The sequence below is a fragment of the Enterobacter cloacae genome (assembly GCF_013375935.1).
Taxonomy (GTDB): Bacteria; Pseudomonadota; Gammaproteobacteria; order Enterobacterales; family Enterobacteriaceae; genus Enterobacter; species Enterobacter pasteurii.
Genome location: NZ_CP056117.1, coordinates 1,677,465 through 1,698,419 on the forward strand (window position 1 = coordinate 1,677,465; position 20,955 = coordinate 1,698,419).

Sequence of the window (20,955 nt, forward strand, 5' to 3'; positions counted from 1 at the left end):
TTGAAACCCTCAGAGCAGTTTAAAGAGATCCAAAGCAGCCTCTGTCGGAACGCCCTGAACGAAGCATTCCACCCCGGCCGATTTCAGGCCGTTAAACGCGGCGATGTCGTCAGCGTCTACGGATACCGTTTTGGCAATTTGCTGTTTGCCGCTGGCGTAGTGCATGTTTCCTACGTTGATACGGGTGATGGGCACGCCGCCTTCAACCAGCTTCAGAAAATCGGCGGGAGATTTACAGACCAGCAGAATTTTCTGGCGGTCGGCGGCGCGGTGAATGTTGTCGATCACCTTTTGTAACGACCAGAAACGCACGGCGATCCCCTCCGCGAGCACCATTTCCATCAGGTTCTGTTGAACCGGATCTTCTGCCACCTCGTCATTCGCGACCAGCACCAGGTTCGCCCCCGCGAACCCCACCCATTGCACGCCCACCTGGCCGTGGATCAGGCGTTCATCAATGCGGCATAAGACAATATTTGGCATAGCCTTTTTCCTCTTTTTAATTATGCATGTTGAGTCGTTACGCCTTCGCAGGCGGCGTCGTATTGCTGGAGTATGTCCTGAATGTGGTTGATGATGAGTTCTCGCGGTGTCGGCTTGAGAGCGCCCTCGCGAACTTTGCTGTACTGCACCGGCAGGTACTGGCTGATCAGCGGCAGCGGGATGGGTTCGTCTGCCAGATTGCGCACCATACGTTCAAAGGCATCGTCAATCTGGCTGTCCGGCCAGTAATAGCGAACGCGGTCAGAGTAGCTGTAGCCGCGCGCCAGGCGACGCGCGTTGCGGTCGCCATGGTAGTGGCTTTGCCAGTATTCCGGCCGATCGAGCATCACGTTTTCCAGCACGTGACGCAGTCCCGAGCTGGCTTTCGCTGGCAGCAGTTCCTCCTCGATGGCTGCCAGCGCAAAGAGTGCCTCGCGCAGGGCGAAGGTGACGGCCGGGCCGACTTTTAAGATGGCGAAGTGATCGTTTACCAGCTGGCGAAGCGCCTGTGGCGTCTGGTAGTCGGTGGAGTGAGCTTCAAAAACCAGCGTATCGTAAGCTTCTACCATTTCGCTCAGGGCGATGGCTTTTTGCGGCTGGTAGTCACAGACGTGCGCGTGGTCAAACTCCACGCCGGGCTGAACCACCAGGCCAATAATGCGCGGCCAGATGTCGCTTAATCCTTCCTTTTCGAACGCGTGGCGATGCGCTTCAAGCGTTGCGCGCGCCGCGTCTGGCGTGGTCACCTCAAGCTCGGTGAGCGTGTCGTGCGCGCCACCCGGAACCGGAACCTCCGTGCCGATAACGTAGACCAGATCGGATTCACCATACTGTTTCAGGCAGGTTGTTTCGGCAATTTTTGCCAGACGTGCGGCGCGTTCGGCGACGATCGCGTCGGTCAGAGGAACCGGATCGTCCTCGCAGGACATGCTACAGTCGAGGTGGATCTTTTTGAATCCGGCCGCGACATAGCATTTAATGAGATCGTCGGCCCTGGCCATCGCTTCCTGCGCGGGCAGGTGTTGCCAGCGGTTTGGCCCTAAGTGATCGCCGCCGAGGATAAGCCCTGACGCCGGGAATCCGAGGGAATTTGCCAGCTTGCAGACGTACCCGTGAAAGTCGGCGGGCGTCATGCCGGTGTAGCCGCCAAACTGATCGACCTGGTTAGAGGTGGCCTCAATCAGCAGAGGCGTCTGTTGCGTATTGGCGTAACGAATTGCGGCTTCAAGTACCAGCGGGTGTGCGGAACAGACGGCATAAATTCCGTTCATCTTACCTTGTTTATGTTGCTCCACCATTTCTGTCAGATATTTCACTTTCCTCTCCATGTCGGATGGTAATGATGCTTATCTTTCGTTTTGTTTCATTTAATCCTGCATCATGGTGATTTAAAAATAAAACGAAAGATAATAGTTTTCCGATCTGTTTCACAAAAGAAACATAATGAAAGGTTTCAGCGCAGCGTAAGCGAGTGAATGGCAGGCTTTCAGGGCTTGCATTCCCCCAAAAGAAAGGCGTTAATAGGTAAAACGAAATAAAACGAAAGTGATTTTACTAAGGAGCTCGCATGAGCAGCACCGATCCATCCGCAGAAAAGCGCGTCACCGGCACCAGTGAAAGGCGAGAGCAGATCATTCAGCGGCTCCGGGCGCAGGGAAGCGTACAGGTTAACGATCTTTCTCAGTTATATGGCGTATCAACGGTTACGATCCGCAACGATCTGGCCTTCCTTGAAAAGCAGGGCATTGCCGTGCGCGCTTACGGTGGCGCGCTAATCTGCGAGGGCAATGCACCGGGTGCTGAGCCTTCAGTGGAAGACAAAAGCTCGCTTAATACGGCGGTGAAGCGCAGCATTGCGCAGGCCGCCGCCGCGCTGGTGAAGCCCGGACACCGCATAATTCTGGATTCCGGCACCACGACGTTTGAAATTGCCCGCATGCTGCGCCAGCACACGGATGTGATTGCCATGACCAATGGAATGAACGTCGCGAATGCGTTGCTGGAAGCGGAAGGGGTAGAACTCCTGATGACCGGCGGGCACCTGCGCCGCCAGTCACAGTCCTTCTATGGCGACCAGGCGGAGCAGTCGTTACAGAATTATCACTTTGACCTGCTGTTCCTCGGCGTTGACGCCATCGATCTCGATCGCGGCGTGAGTACGCATAACGAGGACGAAGCCCGCCTCAACCGCCGGATGTGTGAAGTTGCAGAACGTATTGTTGTTGTGACCGACTCCAGCAAGTTTAACCGCTCAAGCCTGCATAAAATCATTGATACGCAGCGGATTGATATGATTATCGTTGACGAAGGCATTCCGGCGGAGAGCCTGGACGGGTTGCGCAAAAGCGGGATCGATGTGGTGCTGGTGAAGGGGTAACGTTCATCCCCTCACCTTAACCCTCTCCCCACAGGGGAGAGGGAACCGTTCGGTGCGGTTGGGTAGGTGCATCACGTCACCGGCGCCGGGTTAAACACCGCCAGCTGATTATGCAGCCCCCACTGGTCCGAGAAGGTTTTCTTCCGGCCGCTGGCGACATCCAGAATGAAGTGGAACAGCTTCCAGCCCACGTCCTCAATGCTCTCTTCCCCGGTGGCGATAGTGCCCGCGTTGATATCCATTAAGTCATACCAGCGGTTTGCCAGCTCGGTGCGGGTTGCCATTTTGATCACCGGTACCGCCATCAGGCCGTACGGCGTGCCGCGCCCGGTGGTAAAGACCTGTACCGTAATGCCGGATGCCACCTGCTGGGTGCCGCAAACGAAATCGCTGGCGGGCGTTGCCGCGTAGATCAGGCCGCGCCTGGTTGGCCGCTGGCCCGGAGAGAGCACTTCTACAATCGCGCTCTGGCCGGATTTGGCGATTGAACCGAGGGCTTTTTCCACCACGTTTGCCAGGCCGCCCTTCTTGTTGCCCGGTGACGGGTTGGCGCTGCGGTCGGTTTTGCCCATATCGAGATAGTTATCGTACCAGGCCATCTCCTCCAGCAGGCGTTTGCCCACCTCCTCGTTGACCGCGCGCGGCGTGAGCAGGTGGATAGCATCGCGCACTTCGGTCACCTCGGAGAACATCACCGTGGCGCCGCAGCGCACGAACAAATCCGACGCGTAACCCACCGCCGGGTTGGCGGTGACCCCGGAAAACGCATCGCTGCCGCCGCACTGTGTTCCCACCACCAGCTCAGAGGCCGGGCAGGTTTCACGCTGGCGTCTGTTCAGCTTGTCCAGATGGCGCTCTGCCACCTGAAGAATATCGTCGACCATTGAACGAAAACCAACGTGATGCTCGTCCTGCAGACGAACGATGCTGGCATCGTCAACCGGAATGGCTTTCACATCCTCAGTACCCTGCAGCAGGCGTTCTGGCTGTAATTTTTCGCAACCGAGGCCAATCACCATTACCTCGCCGCCAAAGTTCGGGTTGAGGGCGATATTGTGGATGGTTCTGATCGGTACGACCGCCGCCGGCGCGTTGATCGCCACGCCGCAGCCGTACAGGTGGTTCAGGCCCACCACGCCGTCCACGTTGGGGTATTTCGGCAGCAGATCGCGCTCGATGATTTTCACCACGTAATCCACCACGCCCGCCACGCAGTGCACGCTGGTGGTGATGCCGAGCAGGTTTTTGGTTCCCACGCTCCCGTCCGCGTTGCGGTAGCCTTCGAAGGTATATCCCTCCAGCGGAGGCAGCGGCTCGGGTACCCGGGTCGCCAGCGGCAGCGTCTCCAGCGGCGGGGCCGTGGGCAGCTCAACCAGCGACTCATCAATCCAGCTGCCCTGCGGGATAGGGCGCACCGCATAGCCGATGACTTCGCCGTAACGCACGATTTCGCCGTGCGCCGGGATATCGACCAGTGCCACCTTATGCCCTTGCGGAATGTGCTCAATCAGCTCCAGCCCATCCGGGAACCGGGTTCCTGCTGTTAAGCCATTGTCGTTGACGATAATCGCCACGTTATCGGTGTCGTGCACTTTAATATAGAACGCCGTCGGCGATGCCTGTCGAATTTCAATATCGGCCATTGTTCACGGTTCTCCAGCAAAATATCTGATTCTAAATATAGCCAGATGGTTAATAGTTTCTTATCTGAGAAATAAAGAATGTCAGGAGAGGAAAAGTGAGAATGTGATCGCGATCGCTCCCGAATCACTAATCCTTGATTCTGTGCATCAGCGCCCACTGCATTGTGCAAATGCTCAAAATAGTGTTCATGCAATGCCTGATAATTGAGCATTAAAACAATGTGCTGGCGTGAGGTGACGATTATACTGAATGACGATTTTATAACGCCGGAATTCAGTCAGAAAAATAAATATAACGCTGACGCTGCGTCGGAATAAATAAAAAGATACTGGCTAAAGCTGCGGAATTAAAAAGGTATAAGAAATGAATAACGATATCTTCCCGAATAAGTTTAAAGCGGCCCTCGCGGCGCACCAGATCCAGATTGGCTGCTGGTCCGCGCTGGCAAACCCCATCAGCACCGAAGTGCTGGGCCTGGCCGGGTTCGACTGGCTGGTGCTGGACGGCGAACATGCGCCAAACGATATCAGCACGTTTATTCCGCAGCTGATGGCGCTGAAAGGCAGCCACAGCGCGCCGGTAGTGCGCGTGCCGACTAACGATCCGGTAATCCTCAAGCGTCTGCTGGATATCGGTTTCTACAACTTCCTGATCCCGTTTGTTGAAACGCAAGAAGAAGCGGCGCTGGCCGTGGCTGCTACCCGCTATCCGCCGGAAGGGATCCGCGGCGTCTCCGTCTCGCACCGCGCCAACATGTTTGGCACCGTGCCGGACTATTTCGCCCGGTCCAACAAGAACATCACCATTCTGGTTCAGATTGAGAGCCAGCAGGGAGTCGATAACGTCGACGCCATTGCCGCAACCGAAGGCGTGGACGGTATTTTCGTCGGCCCGAGCGATCTGGCTGCCGCCTTTGGCCACCTGGGCAATGCCGGCCACCCGGACGTGCAGCGCGCAATCCAGCATATCTTTGCCCGCGCGAAAGCGCACGGTAAACCGTGCGGCATTCTGGCGCCGGTCGAAGCCGATGCCCGCCGCTACCTGGAGTGGGGCGCAACGTTCGTTGCCGTGGGCAGTGACCTTGGCGTATTCCGCGCGGCGACGCAGAGATTAGCGGACGCTTTTAAAAAATAACCATCATTGAGGAAACAGATTATGACGCTGAAAGTAGGTTTTATTGGCCTGGGTATCATGGGCAAACCAATGAGCAAAAACCTTATTAAAGCAGGTTACTCGCTGGTGGTTTTAGATCGTAATTCAGACGCGGTGGCAGAGGTAATTGCGGCTGGCGCGGAAGCGGCGTCAACCGCAAAAGCGATTGCCGAACAGTGTGATGTCATCATCACCATGCTGCCTAACTCCCCGCACGTAAAAGAGGTCGCGCTGGGCGAGAACGGCATCATCGACGGCGCGAAGCCGGGCCTGGTGGTGATCGACATGAGCTCTATCGCACCGCTGGCGAGCCGTGAAATCAGCGAGGCGCTGAAGGCGAAGGGCGTGGACATGCTGGATGCGCCGGTCAGCGGCGGCGAGCCAAAAGCCATCGACGGCACGCTGTCGGTGATGGTGGGCGGCGATAAGGCCGTGTTCGACAAATACTACGACCTGATGAAGGCGATGGCCGGCTCCGTGGTGCATACCGGCGAAATTGGTGCGGGTAACGTCACCAAGCTGGCAAACCAGGTGATCGTGGCGCTGAACATTGCGGCCATGTCGGAGGCGCTGACGCTGGCAACCAAAGCGGGCGTTAATCCGGACCTGGTCTATCAGGCTATTCGCGGCGGTCTGGCGGGCAGCACCGTGCTGGATGCCAAGGCGCCGATGGTGATGGATCGTAACTTCAAGCCGGGTTTTCGCATCGATCTGCACATTAAAGATCTGGCGAACGCGCTGGATACCTCCCATGGCGTGGGCGCGCAGCTGCCGCTGACCGCTGCCGTCATGGAGATGATGCAGGCGCTGCGTGCGGATGGCCTGGGCACCGCCGATCACAGCGCGTTAGCGTGCTATTACGAAAAACTGGCGAAGGTTGAAATTGCTCGCTAATGACGTCCTGCCCGGTGGCGCTGCGCTTACCGGGCCTACGGTCCAGGCATACCACTATGAAAATCGTAATCGCGCCAGACTCATATAAAGAAAGCCTGTCTGCTACCGAGGTTGCGCAGGCGATAGAAAAAGGATTTCGGGAAATCTTCCCCGATGCCCACTACGTTTCTGTCCCTGTTGCCGATGGCGGGGAGGGGACGGTTGAAGCGATGATCGCCGCCACGCAGGGTACCCGGCAGCAGGCGGTCGTTACCGGCCCGTTGGGTGAGAAGGTTAACGCCTGCTGGGGGATCTCCGGGGATGGCACAACCGCCTTTATCGAGATGGCCGCCGCCAGCGGTCTGGTGCTCGTTCCTCCCGCGCAGCGTAATCCCCTTGTTACCACAACGCGGGGCACGGGGGAGCTGATCCTCCGTGCGCTGGATAAAGGCGCGCGCAATATCATTATCGGTATCGGCGGGAGCGCAACCAACGACGGGGGCGCTGGCATGATGCAGGCGCTGGGCGCGCGGTTTTCGGATGCCAATGGAACGGAGATCGGCTACGGCGGCGGTAGCCTGATGGCGCTTAATAGCATTGATATTTCGGGGCTCGATCCGCGGCTAAAGGGATGCGCGATCCGCGTTGCCTGTGACGTGACAAATCCGCTGGTGGGCGAAAGCGGCGCGTCGCGTATCTTTGGCCCGCAAAAAGGGGCCACGGAGGCGATGATCCTTGAACTCGACGCCAGCCTTAGCCACTATGCCGACGTTATCGGGAAATCGCTGCGCATCGACGTCAACCAGGTGCCGGGCGCGGGGGCGGCGGGCGGTACGGGCGCGGCGCTGATGGCCTTTCTGGGGGCCGAGCTGAAAAGCGGGATTGAGATCGTCACCCAGGCGCTCAACCTCGAGGAACATATTCACGACTGCACCTGGGTGTTGACGGGCGAAGGGCGCATCGACAGCCAGAGCGTTAACGGCAAAGTGCCCGTTGGCGTGGCGAGCGTTGCCAAAAAATACCACAAGCCGGTGATTGGCATCGCCGGAAGCCTGACGCAGGACGTGGGCGTGGTACACCAGCACGGCATTGACGCCGTGTTCAGCGTGCTGACCAGCATCGGCTCACTGGATGAGGCGTTTCGCGGCGCGTATGACAACATTTATCGCGCCTCGCGCAATATCGCCGCGACATTGCAGGTGGGCATGCGCAGCCAGGGGTGACAGCGGGGCGCAAACCCTCTATACTGCGCGCCGAAGCTGACCAGACAGTCGCCGCTTCGTCGTCGTCCCTTTCGGGGGAGACGGGCGGAGGGGAGGAAAGTCCGGGCTCCACAGGGCAGGGTGCCAGGTAACGCCTGGGGGGGAAACCCACGACCAGTGCAACAGAGAGCAAACCGCCGATGGCCCGCGCAAGCGGGATCAGGTAAGGGTGAAAGGGTGCGGTAAGAGCGCACCGCGCGGCTGGTAACAGTCCGTGGCACGGTAAACTCCACCCGGAGCAAGGCCAAATAGGGGTTCACATGGTACGGCCCGTACTGAACCCGGGTAGGCTGCTTGAGCCAGTGAGCGATTGCTGGCCTAGATGAATGACTGTCCACGACAGAACCCGGCTTATCGGTCAGCTTCAACTTCTTAAGAAACCCCGCTTCGGCGGGGTTTTTGCTTTCCGCCACCTGCTGGCCTTGCAGGCGCTGGGCGACATCAATTCCCGGTTTTGCGACGCTAAGCACATTTCACTATTAATCAGGCATCTTCTTTTATTCATCTTCCGCAGACGATCTCAATCACAAAATTTAACGCTATAAAATTCGAAAATTTCAGTGTTGATGGCATGTTGCGGTTGTTGTCGGTGTGATAAATAGTCTTTTCTCATTTGATAATCAGATATTGAATTCAAAAACATTTTCCTGGTGAATGTGTGACATGCCCCTCTCTTTCATCCTGGACACACTAAATATTCCTGCCGAAGTTGATAAACCACAAAAATGTTTTAAAGAAATAATGATGCTTTATTAACCTTTAATTGTCTGAAAGATAGTCTTTATTAATATTTATAATGCGAAAAACGTCTTCAAGGTTATTGCCATAAAATAAATTTATTCGGCCTGTTTTTGTTGATCGATATCAGCGGAATAGCGTATTTTCATAAGGTTAAGATATTGATTTATATGATGATAAATGCGTTTTCAGGAGTCAGAAAGAAAGGCGTTCTGGCAAATTGTGAGTAACAGCACATACCCCCTGAAACAATATTGGGTAGAATTCGCAGCGTCACAGGGAAATAAGCGCAGAATATTATGAATACTATTATTCTACCGAAAACTCAGCACCTCGTAGTATTTCAGGAAGTCATTAAAAGTGGCTCGATAGGTTCTGCTGCAAGACAACTGGGCCTGACGCAACCCGCGGTCAGCAAAATCATCAGCGATATCGAATCCTACTTCGGGGTGGAAGTGATGGTGCGCAAAAATACTGGCGTAAAGCTCACTGCCGCAGGCCAGGTGCTGCTGTCCTACGCTGAGTCAATCACCCGCGAAATGAAAAACATGGTGAGCGAAATCAACAGCCTCAGCTTCAGCACCGTCATGGACGTCTCCTTTGGCTATCCGTCGCTGATTGGCTTCACCTTCCTGTCCGAGATGATCAAGAAATTCAGGGAAGTGTTCCCGAAAGCGCGCGTCTCGATGTATGAAGCGCAGCTCTCGTCGTTCCTGCCCGCCATTCGCGACGGCCGCCTGGATTTCGCCATTGGGACGCTGAGCGACGGCATGCTACTTCAGGATCTTCACGTCGAGCCGCTGTTTGAATCCGAGTTTGTGCTGGTGGCGAGTAAATCACGAACGTGCACCGGCCCGACAAGGCTGGCATCGCTCACGCATGAACAGTGGGTGATGCCGCAAACCGATATGGGCTACTACAAAGAACTCCTGAATACCCTGCAAGACAACCACATCAGCATCGAAAACATCGTCCAGACCGATTCCGTCGTCACCATCTATAACCTTGTCCTTAACGCCGATTATCTGACGGTGATCCCCCGTGACATGATTGCACCATTCGGTTCGGATCAGTTTATCGTTCTGCCGGTTGAGGATGAATTACCCGTGGCGCGTTATGCCGCCGTGTGGTCGAAAAATTACAGTATTAAAAAATCGGCGTCGGTTCTGGTTGAACTGGCCAAACAATATTCGTCGATGAATATCGAAAGACGACGATAAAAATAATGACGTTTTAAAACACCCGGAGCGACGCTTTTTAACGCTCTGATACCCTGACTTTGCCTGAAAACAATGAATTATTATAACGAGGATATTATGCACATTACCTACGATCTCCCGGTGACGATTGACGATATTCAGGATGCCAGAAAACGACTGGCGGGAAAAATATATAAAACCGGTATGCCGCGCTCAAATTACCTGAGCGAACGCTGTAAGGGCGAGATATTCCTGAAGTTTGAAAATATGCAGCGTACCGGTTCGTTTAAAATACGCGGGGCGTTTAATAAGTTAAGCTCGTTAACGGACGCTGAAAAACGTAAAGGCGTGGTAGCCTGCTCCGCAGGAAACCATGCGCAGGGCGTGTCGCTCTCCTGCGCCATGCTCGGTATCGACGGCAAAGTAGTGATGCCGATGGGGGCACCGAAATCCAAAGTCGCCGCCACGCGCGACTACTCGGCGGAAGTGGTGCTGCACGGTGAGAACTTCAACGACACCATCGCCAAAGTGAGCGAAATCGTCGAGATGGAAGGCCGTATATTTATCCCGCCTTACGACGATCCGAAAGTCATTGCCGGCCAGGGCACCATCGGCCTCGAAATTCTCGAAGATTTATACGACGTGGATAACGTCATTGTCCCCATCGGCGGCGGCGGATTAATTGCCGGTATTGCAACGGCCATTAAGTCTATTAACCCGACCATCAATATTATCGGCGTGCAGTCCGAAAACGTTCACGGGATGGCGGCATCGTATCAGGCGGGTGAAATTATAAACCATCGCGTCACCGGCACGTTAGCCGACGGCTGCGACGTTTCTCGCCCGGGTAAATTAACCTTCGAAATCGTTCGTGAGCTGGTCGACGACATTGTGCTGGTCAGCGAAGACGATATTCGCAACAGCATGATTGCCCTTATTCAGCGAAATAAAGTGGTGACGGAAGGCGCAGGCGCGCTGGCCTGCGCGGCGTTATTAAGCGGCAAGCTTGACCACTATATTCAGGGCCGAAAAACCGTCTGCATTATCTCCGGCGGCAATATCGATCTCTCCCGTGTTTCCCAAATTACCGGCTTCGTTGACGCATAAAGGATGACTTATGAGCAACACAGAAAGCATTATTGTTGGCCAGTCAAAAACCTCCTCCTGGCGTAAATCGGACACCACCTGGACGCTGGGCCTGTTTGGTACCGCCATTGGCGCAGGCGTGCTGTTCTTCCCAATCCGTGCGGGGTTTGGTGGCCTGATCCCTATCCTGCTGATGCTGGTTCTTGCGTTCCCGATTGCCTTTTACTGCCACCGGGCGCTGGCGCGCCTGTGCCTGTCCGGCAGTAACGTCTCCGGCAACATCACCGAAACGGTGGAAGAGCACTTCGGTAAAACCGGCGGGGTGGTGATCACCTTCCTCTACTTCTTTGCCATTTGCCCGCTGCTGTGGATTTACGGCGTCACCATTACCAACACCTTCATGACCTTCTGGGAAAACCAGCTCCAGATGCCCGCGCTCAACCGCGGCGTGGTGGCGCTGTTCCTGCTGCTGCTGATGGCCTTTGTGATTTGGTTCGGTAAAGACCTGATGGTGAAGGTGATGAGCTACCTGGTGTTCCCGTTCATCGCCAGCCTGGTCCTGATTTCCCTGTCGCTGATCCCGTACTGGAACTCGGCGGTGATCGACCAGGTTAACCTGAGCGATATCGCCTTTACCGGACATGACGGCATTCTGGTCACGGTGTGGCTGGGGATCTCCATCATGGTCTTTTCCTTTAACTTCTCGCCGATCGTCTCTTCATTCGTGGTCTCCAAGCGCGAAGAGTACGAGCCGGAGTTCGGTAAAGATTTCACCGAGCAGAAATGTTCAAAAATCATCGGCCGCGCCAGCATGCTGATGGTCGCCGTGGTGATGTTCTTCGCCTTTAGCTGCCTGTTTACGCTCTCTCCGCAGAACATGGCGGACGCCAAAGCGCAGAACATACCGGTGCTCTCGTACCTGGCGAACCACTTCGCGTCGATGTCAGGCAGTAAAACCACGTTTGCCGCGGTGCTGGAGTATGGCGCGTCGATCATCGCGCTGGTCGCTATCTTCAAATCCTTCTTCGGCCACTACCTGGGCACGCTGGAGGGGTTGAACGGCCTGATCGTCAAGTTTGGCTACAAGGGCGATAAGACGAAAGTCTCCGTGGGCAAGCTGAACACCATCAGCATGGTCTTCATCATGGGCTCCACCTGGGTGGTGGCCTACGCGAACCCGAACATTCTTGATCTTATTGAAGCCATGGGAGCGCCAATCATCGCCTCTCTGCTCTGCCTGCTGCCGATGTACGCCATCCGCAAGGCACCGGCGCTGGCGAAGTACAAAGGCCGGACCGAGAACGTCTTCGTTACCGTGGTCGGTCTGCTGACCATTCTGAACATCGTCTACAAACTGTTTTAAACCACAGCTCAGGAAGAGCGGAGCCATAGCATGATTGAGTTTCCGGTAGTACTGGTTATTAACTGCGGATCGTCCTCCGTTAAGTTTTCAGTGCTGGACGCGGCAGGCTGCGATGCCCTGATGACGGGCATTGCAGACGGCATCAACACTGAAAAAGCCTTTATTTCCGTGAACGGGGGTGAGCCGGTCAGGCTGGCTCACCAGGACTATGAAGGGGCGCTGGCCGCCATCGCCCTGGAGCTGGAGAAGCGCGACCTGATGAGCAGCGTGGCCTTCATTGGCCACCGCATTGCTCACGGTGGCGATCTCTTCAGCGAGTCGACTCCGATCACGGAACAGGTGATTGAGCAGATCCGCCAGGTGTCGCCGCTGGCGCCGCTGCACAACTACGCCAACCTGAGCGGCGTGGAAGCGGCGGAGCGCCTGTTCCCCGGCGTGCAGCAGGTGGCGGTGTTTGATACCAGCTTCCACCAGACGCTGCCCCCGCAGGCCTATCTGTACGGTCTGCCGTACCGCTATTTCGAAACGCTGGGCGTGCGGCGTTACGGTTTCCACGGCACCTCTCACCGCTACGTCGCCGGGCAGGCGCACGCGCTTCTCGGGCTGTCCCCCGATGACAGCGGTCTGGTGATTGCCCATCTCGGCAACGGGGCGTCCATCTGCGCGGTGCGTAACGGCGAAAGCGTTGATACGTCCATGGGCATGACGCCGCTGGAAGGGCTGATGATGGGCACGCGCTGCGGCGACGTGGATTTTGGCGCGATGGCGTGGATCGCCCGGCAGACCGGCCAGTCATTTGACGATCTGGAGCGGGTGGTCAACAAAGAGTCAGGACTGCTGGGGATCTCCGGTATCTCCTCAGATCTGCGTGTGCTGGAGAAAGCCTGGCACGAGGGCAACGAGCGGGCGCAGCTGGCGATACACACCTTTGTTCACCGCATTGCGCGGCATATTGCCGGTCACGCCGCATCCCTGCACCGTCTGGATGGGGTGATCTTTACCGGCGGCATTGGCGAAAACTCAACGCTTATCCGCGCGCTGGTAGCGGAACGCCTGAGCGTCTTTAGCATCGCGCTCGACGAGGCAAAAAATGCCCTGCCGGGCAGCGCGGGTGAGCGCGTGATATCCACCGTATCGTCCCGCGTGGCCTGCGCGGTGATCCCTACCAACGAAGAAAAAATGATCGCGCTGGACGCCCTCCGTCTTGGAAAGGTTACCCCGGCAGCGGCTTACGCCTGATAAAGCGAGAAACTGATGAAAGTAACAATCGATACGAGCGTCGCGCCATACAGCGACGCATGGGCCGGGTTTCGCGGTGAAGAGTGGAAACACGCCGTTAACGTGCGCGATTTTATTCAGCATAACTACACCCCTTATGAAGGCGATGAAGCTTTCCTCGCACAGGCGACGCCAGCAACGACGGCGCTGTGGCAGAAGGTGATGGTCGGCATCCGCCAGGAGAACGCCACTCACGCCCCGGTGGATTTTGACACCAATATTGCTACTACCATTACCGCGCACGGACCGGGCTATATCGACCGGGAGCTTGAGACGATCGTCGGCCTGCAAACCGACAAACCGCTCAAGCGCGCGCTGCATCCGTATGGCGGGATCAACATGATCCGCAGCTCCTTTGAAGCCTACGGTCGCGAGATGGATCCGCAGTTTGAATATCTCTTTACCGACCTGCGCAAAACCCACAACCAGGGCGTATTTGACGTCTACTCCCCGGAGATGATGCGATGCCGCAAATCCGGCGTGCTCACTGGCCTGCCGGACGGCTACGGGCGCGGGCGCATCATCGGCGACTATCGCCGCGTGGCGCTCTACGGCATCAGCTACCTGGTGCGCGAGCGCGAACTGCAGTTTGCCGATCTGCAGGGCAGGCTGGAGCGCGGAGAAGATCTTGAAGCGACGATCCGCCTGCGCGAGGAGCTGGCGGAGCACCGGCGCGCGCTGCTCCAGATCCAGCAGATGGCGGCGAACTACGGCTTCGATATTTCACGCCCGGCGATCGACGCGCGGGAAGCGGTGCAGTGGGTCTACTTTGCCTATCTTGCCGCTGTAAAATCCCAGAACGGCGGGGCGATGTCGCTGGGGCGCACGGCGTCGTTCCTGGATATCTACATTGAGCGCGACATGCTGGCCGGGCGGCTAAATGAAGTTCAGGCGCAGGAGCTGATCGACCACTTCATCATGAAGATCCGCATGGTGCGCTTCCTGCGCACGCCGGAGTTCGACACCCTCTTCTCCGGCGATCCGATCTGGGCGACGGAGGTGATCGGCGGCATGGGGCTGGACGGCCGTACGCTGGTAACCAAAAACAGCTTCCGCTATCTGCATACCCTGCACACCATGGGGCCCGCACCGGAGCCTAACCTGACGATTCTGTGGTCTGAACAACTGCCGATCGCGTTCAAGAAATACGCCGCGCAGGTGTCGATCGTTACCTCGTCGCTGCAGTATGAGAACGACGATCTGATGCGCGCCGACTTCAACAGCGACGACTACGCCATTGCCTGCTGCGTCAGCCCGATGGTGATCGGCAAGCAGATGCAGTTCTTCGGTGCCCGCGCCAACCTGGCGAAAACGCTGCTGTACGCGATCAACGGCGGGGTGGACGAGAGGCTGAAGATTCAGGTTGGCCCGAAAACCGAGCCGCTGCTGGATGAGGTGCTGGATTACAATACCGTGATGGCGAGCCTCGATCACTTTATGGACTGGCTGGCGGTGCAGTACATCAGCGCGCTGAACCTCATTCACTTCATGCACGATAAGTACAGCTACGAAGCTTCGCTGATGGCGCTCCATGACCGGGACGTTTATCGCACCATGGCCTGCGGCATTGCCGGGCTGTCGGTGGCAGCGGATTCTCTCTCCGCCATTAAATACGCCACGGTGAAACCGGTGCGCGACCACACCGGCCTGGCGGTCGATTTTGTGATTGAAGGCGACTACCCGCAGTACGGCAACAACGACGACCGCGTGGACGGTATTGCCTGCGATCTGGTGGAGCGCTTTATGAAGAAAATTCAGGCGCTGCCAACCTACCGCAACGCGGTGCCGACCCAGTCGATCCTGACCATCACCTCCAACGTGGTGTACGGCCAGAAGACCGGTAACACGCCGGACGGACGCCGCGGCGGCACGCCGTTTGCGCCGGGCGCCAACCCGATGCACGGACGCGACAGGAAAGGAGCGGTGGCGTCGTTAACCTCGGTCGCTAAGCTGCCGTTCACTTACGCCAAAGACGGGATCTCCTATACCTTCTCCATCGTGCCGCAGGCGCTGGGCAAAGATGAGCGGGTGCGCAAAACCAACCTTGTGGGGCTGCTGGACGGGTACTTCCACCATGAGGCGGCAATTGAGGGCGGGCAGCACCTGAACGTTAACGTCATGAACCGGGAGATGCTGCTGGATGCCATTGAGCACCCGGAAAATTACCCGAACCTGACGATCCGCGTTTCAGGCTACGCCGTGCGCTTTAATGCCCTGACGCGGGAGCAGCAGCAGGACGTGATTTCAAGGACGTTTACGCAGGCGATGTAATTCAGGCTAAGGCTGAGCCTCCCCCCTTTGGGGAGGCTTTTAATTTCGTGAATAGCATCACGTTTAGAAAATATCCTCCTTATTGAGTATTTCAAAAGCAAATCTTCCTCCGGCATAAGAAAAACCCTATTTATTTTGTGACTTTTTTCTCCCTCTCTCCGGCTATGATTTTCTCACGCTAACAACACGCACCTGCACCCTCTGACTCGCCATCGCTGGCGAACAGAAACATATAAAAAATAAACACTTACCCTACAAATTAAGCGAGTGCCCAATGGATACGGCAACAAAAAGCAGTGTGATTGTGAGTGATTCCCCTGCGGCAAGGCGGGCGGGAATGAGCGAAAGCGAATGGCGAGAGGCGATTAAATTCGACAGCAGCGACACGGGCTGGGTCATCATGAGTATTGGAATGGCCATCGGCGCGGGAATTGTTTTTCTCCCGGTGCAGGTGGGATTAATGGGGCTGTGGGTCTTTCTGCTCTCGTCGATAATTGGCTATCCGGCAATGTATATGTTCCAGCGCCTGTTTATTAATACGCTGGCGGAATCCCCGGAATGCAAAGACTACCCGAGCGTGATTAGCGGTTACCTGGGTAAAAACTGGGGTATCTTATTAGGCGCGCTTTATTTCGTGATGCTGGTGATCTGGATGTTTGTTTATTCCACGGCTATCACCAACGACAGCGCATCCTATTTACACACCTTTGGCGTAACGGACGGTTTGCTGTCGGAAAACCCGTTCTACGGTTTATTCCTGATCTGCATTCTGGTCGCCATTTCTTCACGCGGCGAAAAGCTGCTGTTTAAAGTCTCCAGCCTGATGGTGCTCACAAAACTGTTTGTAGTGGCCGCGCTGGGGCTGTCGATGATTGGCCTTTGGCATTTAGCAAACGTGGGTATGCTTCCGCCGATGGGGCTGCTGATTAAAAATGCCATCATCACGCTGCCCTTTACCTTAACCTCTATTCTGTTTATTCAGACATTAAGCCCGATGGTGATCTCTTATCGCTCGCGGGAAAAATCCGTTGAGGTCGCGCGACATAAGGCGCTGCGGGCGATGAACATTGCCTTTGGCGTACTGTTTGTAACCGTCTTCTTCTATGCCGTCTCCTTTACCCTCGCGATGGGCCACGACGAGGCGGTAAAAGCCTATGAGCAGAATATTTCCGCCCTGGCGATTGCCGCACAGTTTATCAGCGGCGAGGGGGCGGGCTGGGTCAAAATCGTCAGCGTTATCCTGAATATTTTTGCGGTGATGACCGCTTTCTTCGGCGTTTATCTGGGCTTTCGCGAGGCGACGCAGGGGATTGTCATGAATATCCTGCGCCGCAAAATGCCGGCTGAAAGCATCAATGAACGCACCGTCCAGCGCGGCATCATGCTTTTCGCCATTCTGCTCGCCTGGAGCGCCATTGTCTTAAACGCGCCGGTGCTGAGCTTCACCTCCATCTGTAGCCCTATTTTCGGGATGGTGGGCTGCTTAATTCCGGCGTGGCTGGTCTACAAAGTGCCCGCACTTCACAAATATAAAGGCGTTTCGCTGGTCATTATTGTGATTACCGGGCTGCTGCTTTGTGTTTCTCCTTTCCTCGCCTTCTCATGAGGTTAAATAAGGTCGTAACGATGTCTGAGCAAATTAATCCTTTATGGAACCATTTTATTCGCGCCGTGCAGGAAGAGGTAAAGCCCGCGCTGGGATGTACTGAACCCGTCTCGCTGGCGCTGGCCTGCGCTATGGCTGCCGGGCAGCTGTCCGGTGAGGTGACGCGAATTGAGGCGTGGGTATCGCCAAACCTGATGAAAAACGGGCTTGGCGTAACGGTGCCCGGCACCGGCATGGTCGGGTTGCCCATCGCGGCGGCGCTAGGCGCGCTCGGCGGAAATGCACGGGCCGGGCTGGAGGTGCTGAAAGACGTATCGGCCGATGCGCTGGCGCGCGCCAAAGCGATGCTGAAAGCGGGCCTGGTGCAGATTAAATTGCAGGAACCCTGCGATGAGATCCTCTATTCACGCGCCTGCGTTTATGCCGGAGAGTCCTCGGCCATGGTAACCATCGCGGGCGGGCATACCCGGGTGGTAGAGGTGGTTTGCCAGGGGGAAACCCGCTTCACGCTTGACGATCGTCAGAGCCAGGCTAAGGATGACCCGCTGGCGGTGCTCGCGAACGCCACGCTGTCGCAAATCCTGGAGTTCGTGGAGCAGGTGCCGTACAGCGCGATCCGCTTCATCCTTGATGCTGGGCGCCTGAACGATGCGCTCTCCCGGGAAGGTTTACGTGGCCGTTGGGGGCTGCGCGTTGGCGCGACCCTCAACAGGCAGCGCACGCGCGGATGGGTGGCGCAGGATCTGGGCTCAGATATTGTTATCCGCACCAGCGCGGCCTCGGATGCCCGTATGGGCGGCGCGACGCTGCCGGCCATGAGCAACTCGGGCTCCGGGAACCAGGGCATCACCGCCACCATGCCGGTGGTGGTGGTGGCTGAGCACGTTCAGGCTGATGACGAACGGCTGGCGAGGGCGCTGATGCTCTCGCATCTGTCGGCAATTTATATCCATTATCAGCTTCCGCGCCTGTCCGCACTGTGCGCGGCGACGACGGCAGCAATGGGTGCAGCCGCAGGGATGGCATGGTTGATGGGCGGAAACTACCGAACGATAGCAATGGCGATCGGCAGTATGATCGGCGACGTCAGCGGGATGATCTGCGATGGGGCGTCCAACAGCTGCGCGATGAAAGTGTCGACCAGCGTGGGGAGCGCCTGGAAGGCCGTGATGATGGCGCTGGACGATACTGCCGTGACGGGCAATGAGGGCATTGTGGCGCACGACGTGGAGCAGTCGATCTCGAACCTGTGTGCGTTAGCCTGCCGATCAATGCAGGCAACGGATCGGCAGATTATTGAGATTATGGCGAGTAAGGTGTAAAAATTTCCCCTCACCCCAACCCCTCTCCCCAAAGGGGCGAGGGGCTCGATCGTTCCCTCTCCCCTATGGGGAGAGGGCTAGGGTGAGGGGCGAGTCTGTTCTTTAAACCGGCAAATCAATCAGCAGCGCGCGCAGCGGCGTATCCGCCTCCAGGGTGATATTCGCCTCATCGCGAATAAACGCCCCGTCGCCGCAGGTGAGCGCTTCTTTCTCTTCCGCGTGCGTTACCGCATGCACCGTACCGTGAATGGACTGTAAGTAGGCGCGCGGGCCGTGCAGCTGGAAGCTCGCCTGTTCGCCTTTCTTCAGCTCAATATGGTGCAGCCACACCTGCTGACGCAGCTGCAGGCTGCCTTTGCTGCCGTCAGGCGACGCAATCAGCTGCTGTTTACCGCCCTTCAGATCGATCTTTTGCACCAGCGGGTTTTCCCGCTCGGGGCAGGCGTCCAGCCACAGCTGCATGCGGGTCAGCGTTTTGTCTTTGCTGAGGTTATGCTCGCTGTAGCTAATGCCCGGCTGCGTGGAAATTAATAGCGCCTCGCCAGCCTTTGCCTGGACATGATTGCCCTCGCTATCGCGGTATTCTGCCTCGCCTTCCAGGATCAGGTTCAGGATATCGACTTTCGGGTACGTGCGCGGCTGGAAGGACGCGCCCGGGGCGAGCACTTCCTGGTTCAATACGCGCAGTGAAGCGTAACCGAGGAGTTTAGGGTCAAAGTAGTGTCCAAAGGAAAAGGTGTAGCGGGCCTGCAGCCAACCGAAATCGGCTTGTCCGCACTGTTTAGCTGTTCTTGTCGTAATCATAAACTTGACCTCTCTTTACACTAAATCAATGGTAAAGGTATGGACGCTGCATTGTTAGCCAGATATTCTGCCCGGTATGTTCAAATTTCCTGAATGAGAACGAGATGGCTAAAGAGAGAGCATTGACGCTTGAGGCGCTTCGTGTCATGGACGCAATTGACAGGCGTGGCAGCTTTGCCGCGGCGGCAGATGAACTGGGGCGCGTTCCGTCTGCGCTGAGCTACACCATGCAGAAGCTGGAGGAAGAGCTGGACGTGGTGCTCTTCGATCGCTCCGGTCATCGAACTAAATTCACCAACGTTGGCCGGATGCTGCTGGAGCGCGGGCGCGTGCTGCTGGAAGCGGCGGACAAGCTGACGACGGATGCTGAAGCGCTGGCCCGCGGCTGGGAAACCCATCTGACGTTAGTTACCGAAGCGCTGGTGCCCACCGAGGCGCTGTTCCCGCTGGTGGACAGGCTGGCCGCAAAAGCCAATACCCAGCTGTCGATCATCACCGAGGTGCTGGCAGGAGCGTGGGAGCGTCTGGAGACGGGCAGGGCGGATATCGTCATTGCGCCGGACATGCACTTCCGCTCCTCGTCGGAAATCAACTCCCGCAAGCTCTACAGCGTCATGAACGTCTACGTTGCCGCCCCGGATCATCCTATCCATCAGGAGCCGGAGCCGCTCTCCGAGGTCACGCGCGTGAAGTACCGCGGCGTGGCGGTCGCGGACACCGCCCGCGAGCGTCCGGTACTGACGGTTCAGCTGCTCGATAAACAGCCTCGTCTGACGGTGACCTCGCTGGAGGATAAGCGGCAGGCGCTGCTGGCGGGGCTGGGCGTGGCAACCATGCCGTACCCGTTTGTGGAAAACGATATTGCGGAGGGGCGGCTGCGGGTCGTCAGCCCGGAGTACACCAGCGAAGTGGATATCATAATGGCGTGGCGTCGCGACAGCATGGGCGAAGCCAAATCGTGGTGTTTGCGTGAAATTCCAAAGCTCTTTGCGCATAACAACAAATGAGCGGGCAGGCCCGGTAAGCGTAAGCGCTACCGGGCAATAATTTACGCGCCGACCTTAGGATCCGGACCAAAGCGGTTTTCGCCCGGCGTCCCGCTCTGACAGTGGAAAACCAAAATCACGAGCCAGCCGATAATCGGAATCAGCAGCAGCAGCAGCCACCAGGCAGAACGATCCGTGTCGTGCAGGCGTCGGAACATCACGGCCCATGACGGTATCAAAACCAGCACGCTATAAATTGCAGTAAGGATCCCTTTTCCGTCAGAATCCTCCCAGCCGAGAATCTTATCCATAATGCCCAGCACCATCATAAGTACAGCGTTCACCAGAATGAACATCCAGTACTCTTTGCGGCGGGCGCGGCCACCAAAACCAAAATAATTGCGCAGTACTTTTAAATACCAGTCCATTTTCCTTGCCTCTTTAATCAGTCAATCACTTGTTTTCTAAGCGATCGAGGTAAGGATAGATGCATGGTGTGAATTAAAAAAGG

Annotated in this window: 17 protein-coding genes and 1 other RNA gene; 13 read left to right on the forward strand and 5 right to left on the reverse strand. The window is 56.7% G+C overall.

The window, feature by feature from the left end; translation table 11 throughout:
* Positions 1-9 precede the first annotated feature (9 nt).
* Together agaV and kbaZ are read right to left on the reverse strand one after the other, a co-directional pair.
* Positions 10-483 carry a PTS N-acetylgalactosamine transporter subunit IIB gene (gene agaV, locus HWQ14_RS07970; protein WP_148418351.1) on the reverse strand — a complete coding sequence of 158 codons (474 nt, stop codon included), beginning with the start codon at positions 481-483 and terminating at the stop codon, positions 10-12.
* A 20-nt stretch (positions 484-503) separates the two neighbouring features.
* Positions 504-1,811: a tagatose-bisphosphate aldolase subunit KbaZ gene (kbaZ, locus tag HWQ14_RS07975; RefSeq protein ID WP_176609404.1), complete on the reverse strand. Its 1,308-nt coding sequence runs from the start codon at positions 1,809-1,811 to the stop codon at positions 504-506.
* 239 nt (positions 1,812-2,050) lie between these two features.
* Between kbaZ and HWQ14_RS07980 the strand changes: the two genes are divergently transcribed.
* Entirely contained in the window at positions 2,051-2,860 is an 810-nt protein-coding gene (locus HWQ14_RS07980) for a DeoR family transcriptional regulator (RefSeq protein WP_176609405.1), read from the forward strand.
* 71 nt (positions 2,861-2,931) lie between these two features.
* Here the strand turns inward: HWQ14_RS07980 and garD are convergent, their stop codons facing one another.
* Positions 2,932-4,503: a galactarate dehydratase gene (gene garD, locus HWQ14_RS07985; RefSeq protein WP_176609406.1), complete on the reverse strand. Its 1,572-nt coding sequence runs from the start codon at positions 4,501-4,503 to the stop codon at positions 2,932-2,934.
* 364 nt (positions 4,504-4,867) lie between these two features.
* Between garD and garL the strand changes: the two genes are divergently transcribed.
* The 11 genes from garL (at position 4,868) to HWQ14_RS08040 (ending at position 18,654) form a co-directional block, all read left to right on the forward strand.
* Complete coding sequence (gene garL / locus HWQ14_RS07990) at positions 4,868-5,638, forward strand: 2-dehydro-3-deoxyglucarate aldolase (RefSeq protein ID WP_148418355.1); 771 nt, start codon at positions 4,868-4,870, stop codon at positions 5,636-5,638.
* Between the two features lie 21 nt (positions 5,639-5,659).
* On the forward strand, positions 5,660-6,550 hold the full coding sequence (gene garR, locus HWQ14_RS07995; protein ID WP_148418356.1) for a 2-hydroxy-3-oxopropionate reductase: 891 nt from the start codon (positions 5,660-5,662) through the stop codon (positions 6,548-6,550).
* Between the two features lie 56 nt (positions 6,551-6,606).
* Positions 6,607-7,752 carry a glycerate 2-kinase gene (garK, locus tag HWQ14_RS08000; RefSeq protein WP_176609407.1) on the forward strand — a complete coding sequence of 382 codons (1,146 nt, stop codon included), beginning with the start codon at positions 6,607-6,609 and terminating at the stop codon, positions 7,750-7,752.
* Between the two features lie 32 nt (positions 7,753-7,784).
* Positions 7,785-8,161, forward strand: an RNA gene (rnpB, locus tag HWQ14_RS08005) — RNase P RNA component class A.
* A 667-nt stretch (positions 8,162-8,828) separates the two neighbouring features.
* The gene (gene tdcA / locus HWQ14_RS08010; protein WP_148418358.1) at positions 8,829-9,749 is read left to right on the forward strand and encodes a transcriptional regulator TdcA; all 921 of its coding nucleotides are present in this window, start codon (positions 8,829-8,831) and stop codon (positions 9,747-9,749) included.
* A 96-nt stretch (positions 9,750-9,845) separates the two neighbouring features.
* Complete coding sequence (gene tdcB, locus HWQ14_RS08015) at positions 9,846-10,835, forward strand: bifunctional threonine ammonia-lyase/L-serine ammonia-lyase TdcB (protein ID WP_148418359.1); 990 nt, start codon at positions 9,846-9,848, stop codon at positions 10,833-10,835.
* A 10-nt stretch (positions 10,836-10,845) separates the two neighbouring features.
* Positions 10,846-12,177 (forward strand): threonine/serine transporter TdcC, encoded by a 1,332-nt coding sequence (tdcC, locus tag HWQ14_RS08020; RefSeq protein WP_176609408.1) that lies wholly within the window; start codon positions 10,846-10,848, stop codon positions 12,175-12,177.
* 30 nt (positions 12,178-12,207) lie between these two features.
* On the forward strand, positions 12,208-13,416 hold the full coding sequence (gene tdcD / locus HWQ14_RS08025) for a propionate kinase (protein WP_176609409.1): 1,209 nt from the start codon (positions 12,208-12,210) through the stop codon (positions 13,414-13,416).
* Positions 13,417-13,431: 15 nt separating this feature from the next.
* A complete protein-coding gene (pflB, locus tag HWQ14_RS08030) occupies positions 13,432-15,726 on the forward strand; it encodes a formate C-acetyltransferase (protein WP_176609410.1) in 2,295 nt (764 codons plus the stop codon).
* Positions 15,727-16,000: 274 nt separating this feature from the next.
* Complete coding sequence (locus HWQ14_RS08035; protein ID WP_176609411.1) at positions 16,001-17,332, forward strand: amino acid permease; 1,332 nt, start codon at positions 16,001-16,003, stop codon at positions 17,330-17,332.
* Positions 17,333-17,352: 20 nt separating this feature from the next.
* The gene (locus tag HWQ14_RS08040; RefSeq protein WP_176609412.1) at positions 17,353-18,654 is read left to right on the forward strand and encodes a serine dehydratase subunit alpha family protein; all 1,302 of its coding nucleotides are present in this window, start codon (positions 17,353-17,355) and stop codon (positions 18,652-18,654) included.
* 102 nt (positions 18,655-18,756) lie between these two features.
* Here HWQ14_RS08040 and HWQ14_RS08045 read toward each other — a convergent pair whose 3' ends face one another.
* Positions 18,757-19,458, reverse strand: coding sequence for a pirin family protein (locus HWQ14_RS08045; RefSeq protein ID WP_176609413.1), 702 nt, complete (start codon positions 19,456-19,458; stop codon positions 18,757-18,759).
* 104 nt (positions 19,459-19,562) lie between these two features.
* Between HWQ14_RS08045 and yhaJ the strand changes: the two genes are divergently transcribed.
* Positions 19,563-20,465 carry a DNA-binding transcriptional regulator YhaJ gene (gene yhaJ / locus HWQ14_RS08050; protein ID WP_176609414.1) on the forward strand — a complete coding sequence of 301 codons (903 nt, stop codon included), beginning with the start codon at positions 19,563-19,565 and terminating at the stop codon, positions 20,463-20,465.
* Between the two features lie 41 nt (positions 20,466-20,506).
* Here the strand turns inward: yhaJ and HWQ14_RS08055 are convergent, their stop codons facing one another.
* Positions 20,507-20,872, reverse strand: a complete 366-nt coding sequence (locus tag HWQ14_RS08055) for a DUF805 domain-containing protein (RefSeq protein ID WP_176609415.1) — start codon at positions 20,870-20,872, stop codon at positions 20,507-20,509.
* Between the last annotated feature and the right edge of the window lie 83 nt (positions 20,873-20,955).

Excerpts from the sequence above, each read along its gene's own strand:
- agaV (WP_148418351.1), bottom strand. The coding sequence starts at position 483 with ATGCCAAATATTGTCTTATGCCGCATTGATGAACGCCTGATCCACGGC.
- kbaZ (WP_176609404.1), bottom strand. The coding sequence starts at position 1,811 with ATGGAGAGGAAAGTGAAATATCTGACAGAAATGGTGGAGCAACATAAA.
- HWQ14_RS07980 (WP_176609405.1), top strand. The coding sequence starts at position 2,051 with ATGAGCAGCACCGATCCATCCGCAGAAAAGCGCGTCACCGGCACCAGT.
- garD (WP_176609406.1), bottom strand. The coding sequence starts at position 4,503 with ATGGCCGATATTGAAATTCGACAGGCATCGCCGACGGCGTTCTATATT.
- garL (WP_148418355.1), top strand. The coding sequence starts at position 4,868 with ATGAATAACGATATCTTCCCGAATAAGTTTAAAGCGGCCCTCGCGGCG.
- garR (WP_148418356.1), top strand. The coding sequence starts at position 5,660 with ATGACGCTGAAAGTAGGTTTTATTGGCCTGGGTATCATGGGCAAACCA.
- garK (WP_176609407.1), top strand. The coding sequence starts at position 6,607 with ATGAAAATCGTAATCGCGCCAGACTCATATAAAGAAAGCCTGTCTGCT.
- tdcA (WP_148418358.1), top strand. The coding sequence starts at position 8,829 with ATGAATACTATTATTCTACCGAAAACTCAGCACCTCGTAGTATTTCAG.
- tdcB (WP_148418359.1), top strand. The coding sequence starts at position 9,846 with ATGCACATTACCTACGATCTCCCGGTGACGATTGACGATATTCAGGAT.
- tdcC (WP_176609408.1), top strand. The coding sequence starts at position 10,846 with ATGAGCAACACAGAAAGCATTATTGTTGGCCAGTCAAAAACCTCCTCC.
- tdcD (WP_176609409.1), top strand. The coding sequence starts at position 12,208 with ATGATTGAGTTTCCGGTAGTACTGGTTATTAACTGCGGATCGTCCTCC.
- pflB (WP_176609410.1), top strand. The coding sequence starts at position 13,432 with ATGAAAGTAACAATCGATACGAGCGTCGCGCCATACAGCGACGCATGG.
- HWQ14_RS08035 (WP_176609411.1), top strand. The coding sequence starts at position 16,001 with ATGGATACGGCAACAAAAAGCAGTGTGATTGTGAGTGATTCCCCTGCG.
- HWQ14_RS08040 (WP_176609412.1), top strand. The coding sequence starts at position 17,353 with ATGTCTGAGCAAATTAATCCTTTATGGAACCATTTTATTCGCGCCGTG.
- HWQ14_RS08045 (WP_176609413.1), bottom strand. The coding sequence starts at position 19,458 with ATGATTACGACAAGAACAGCTAAACAGTGCGGACAAGCCGATTTCGGT.
- yhaJ (WP_176609414.1), top strand. The coding sequence starts at position 19,563 with ATGGCTAAAGAGAGAGCATTGACGCTTGAGGCGCTTCGTGTCATGGAC.
- HWQ14_RS08055 (WP_176609415.1), bottom strand. The coding sequence starts at position 20,872 with ATGGACTGGTATTTAAAAGTACTGCGCAATTATTTTGGTTTTGGTGGC.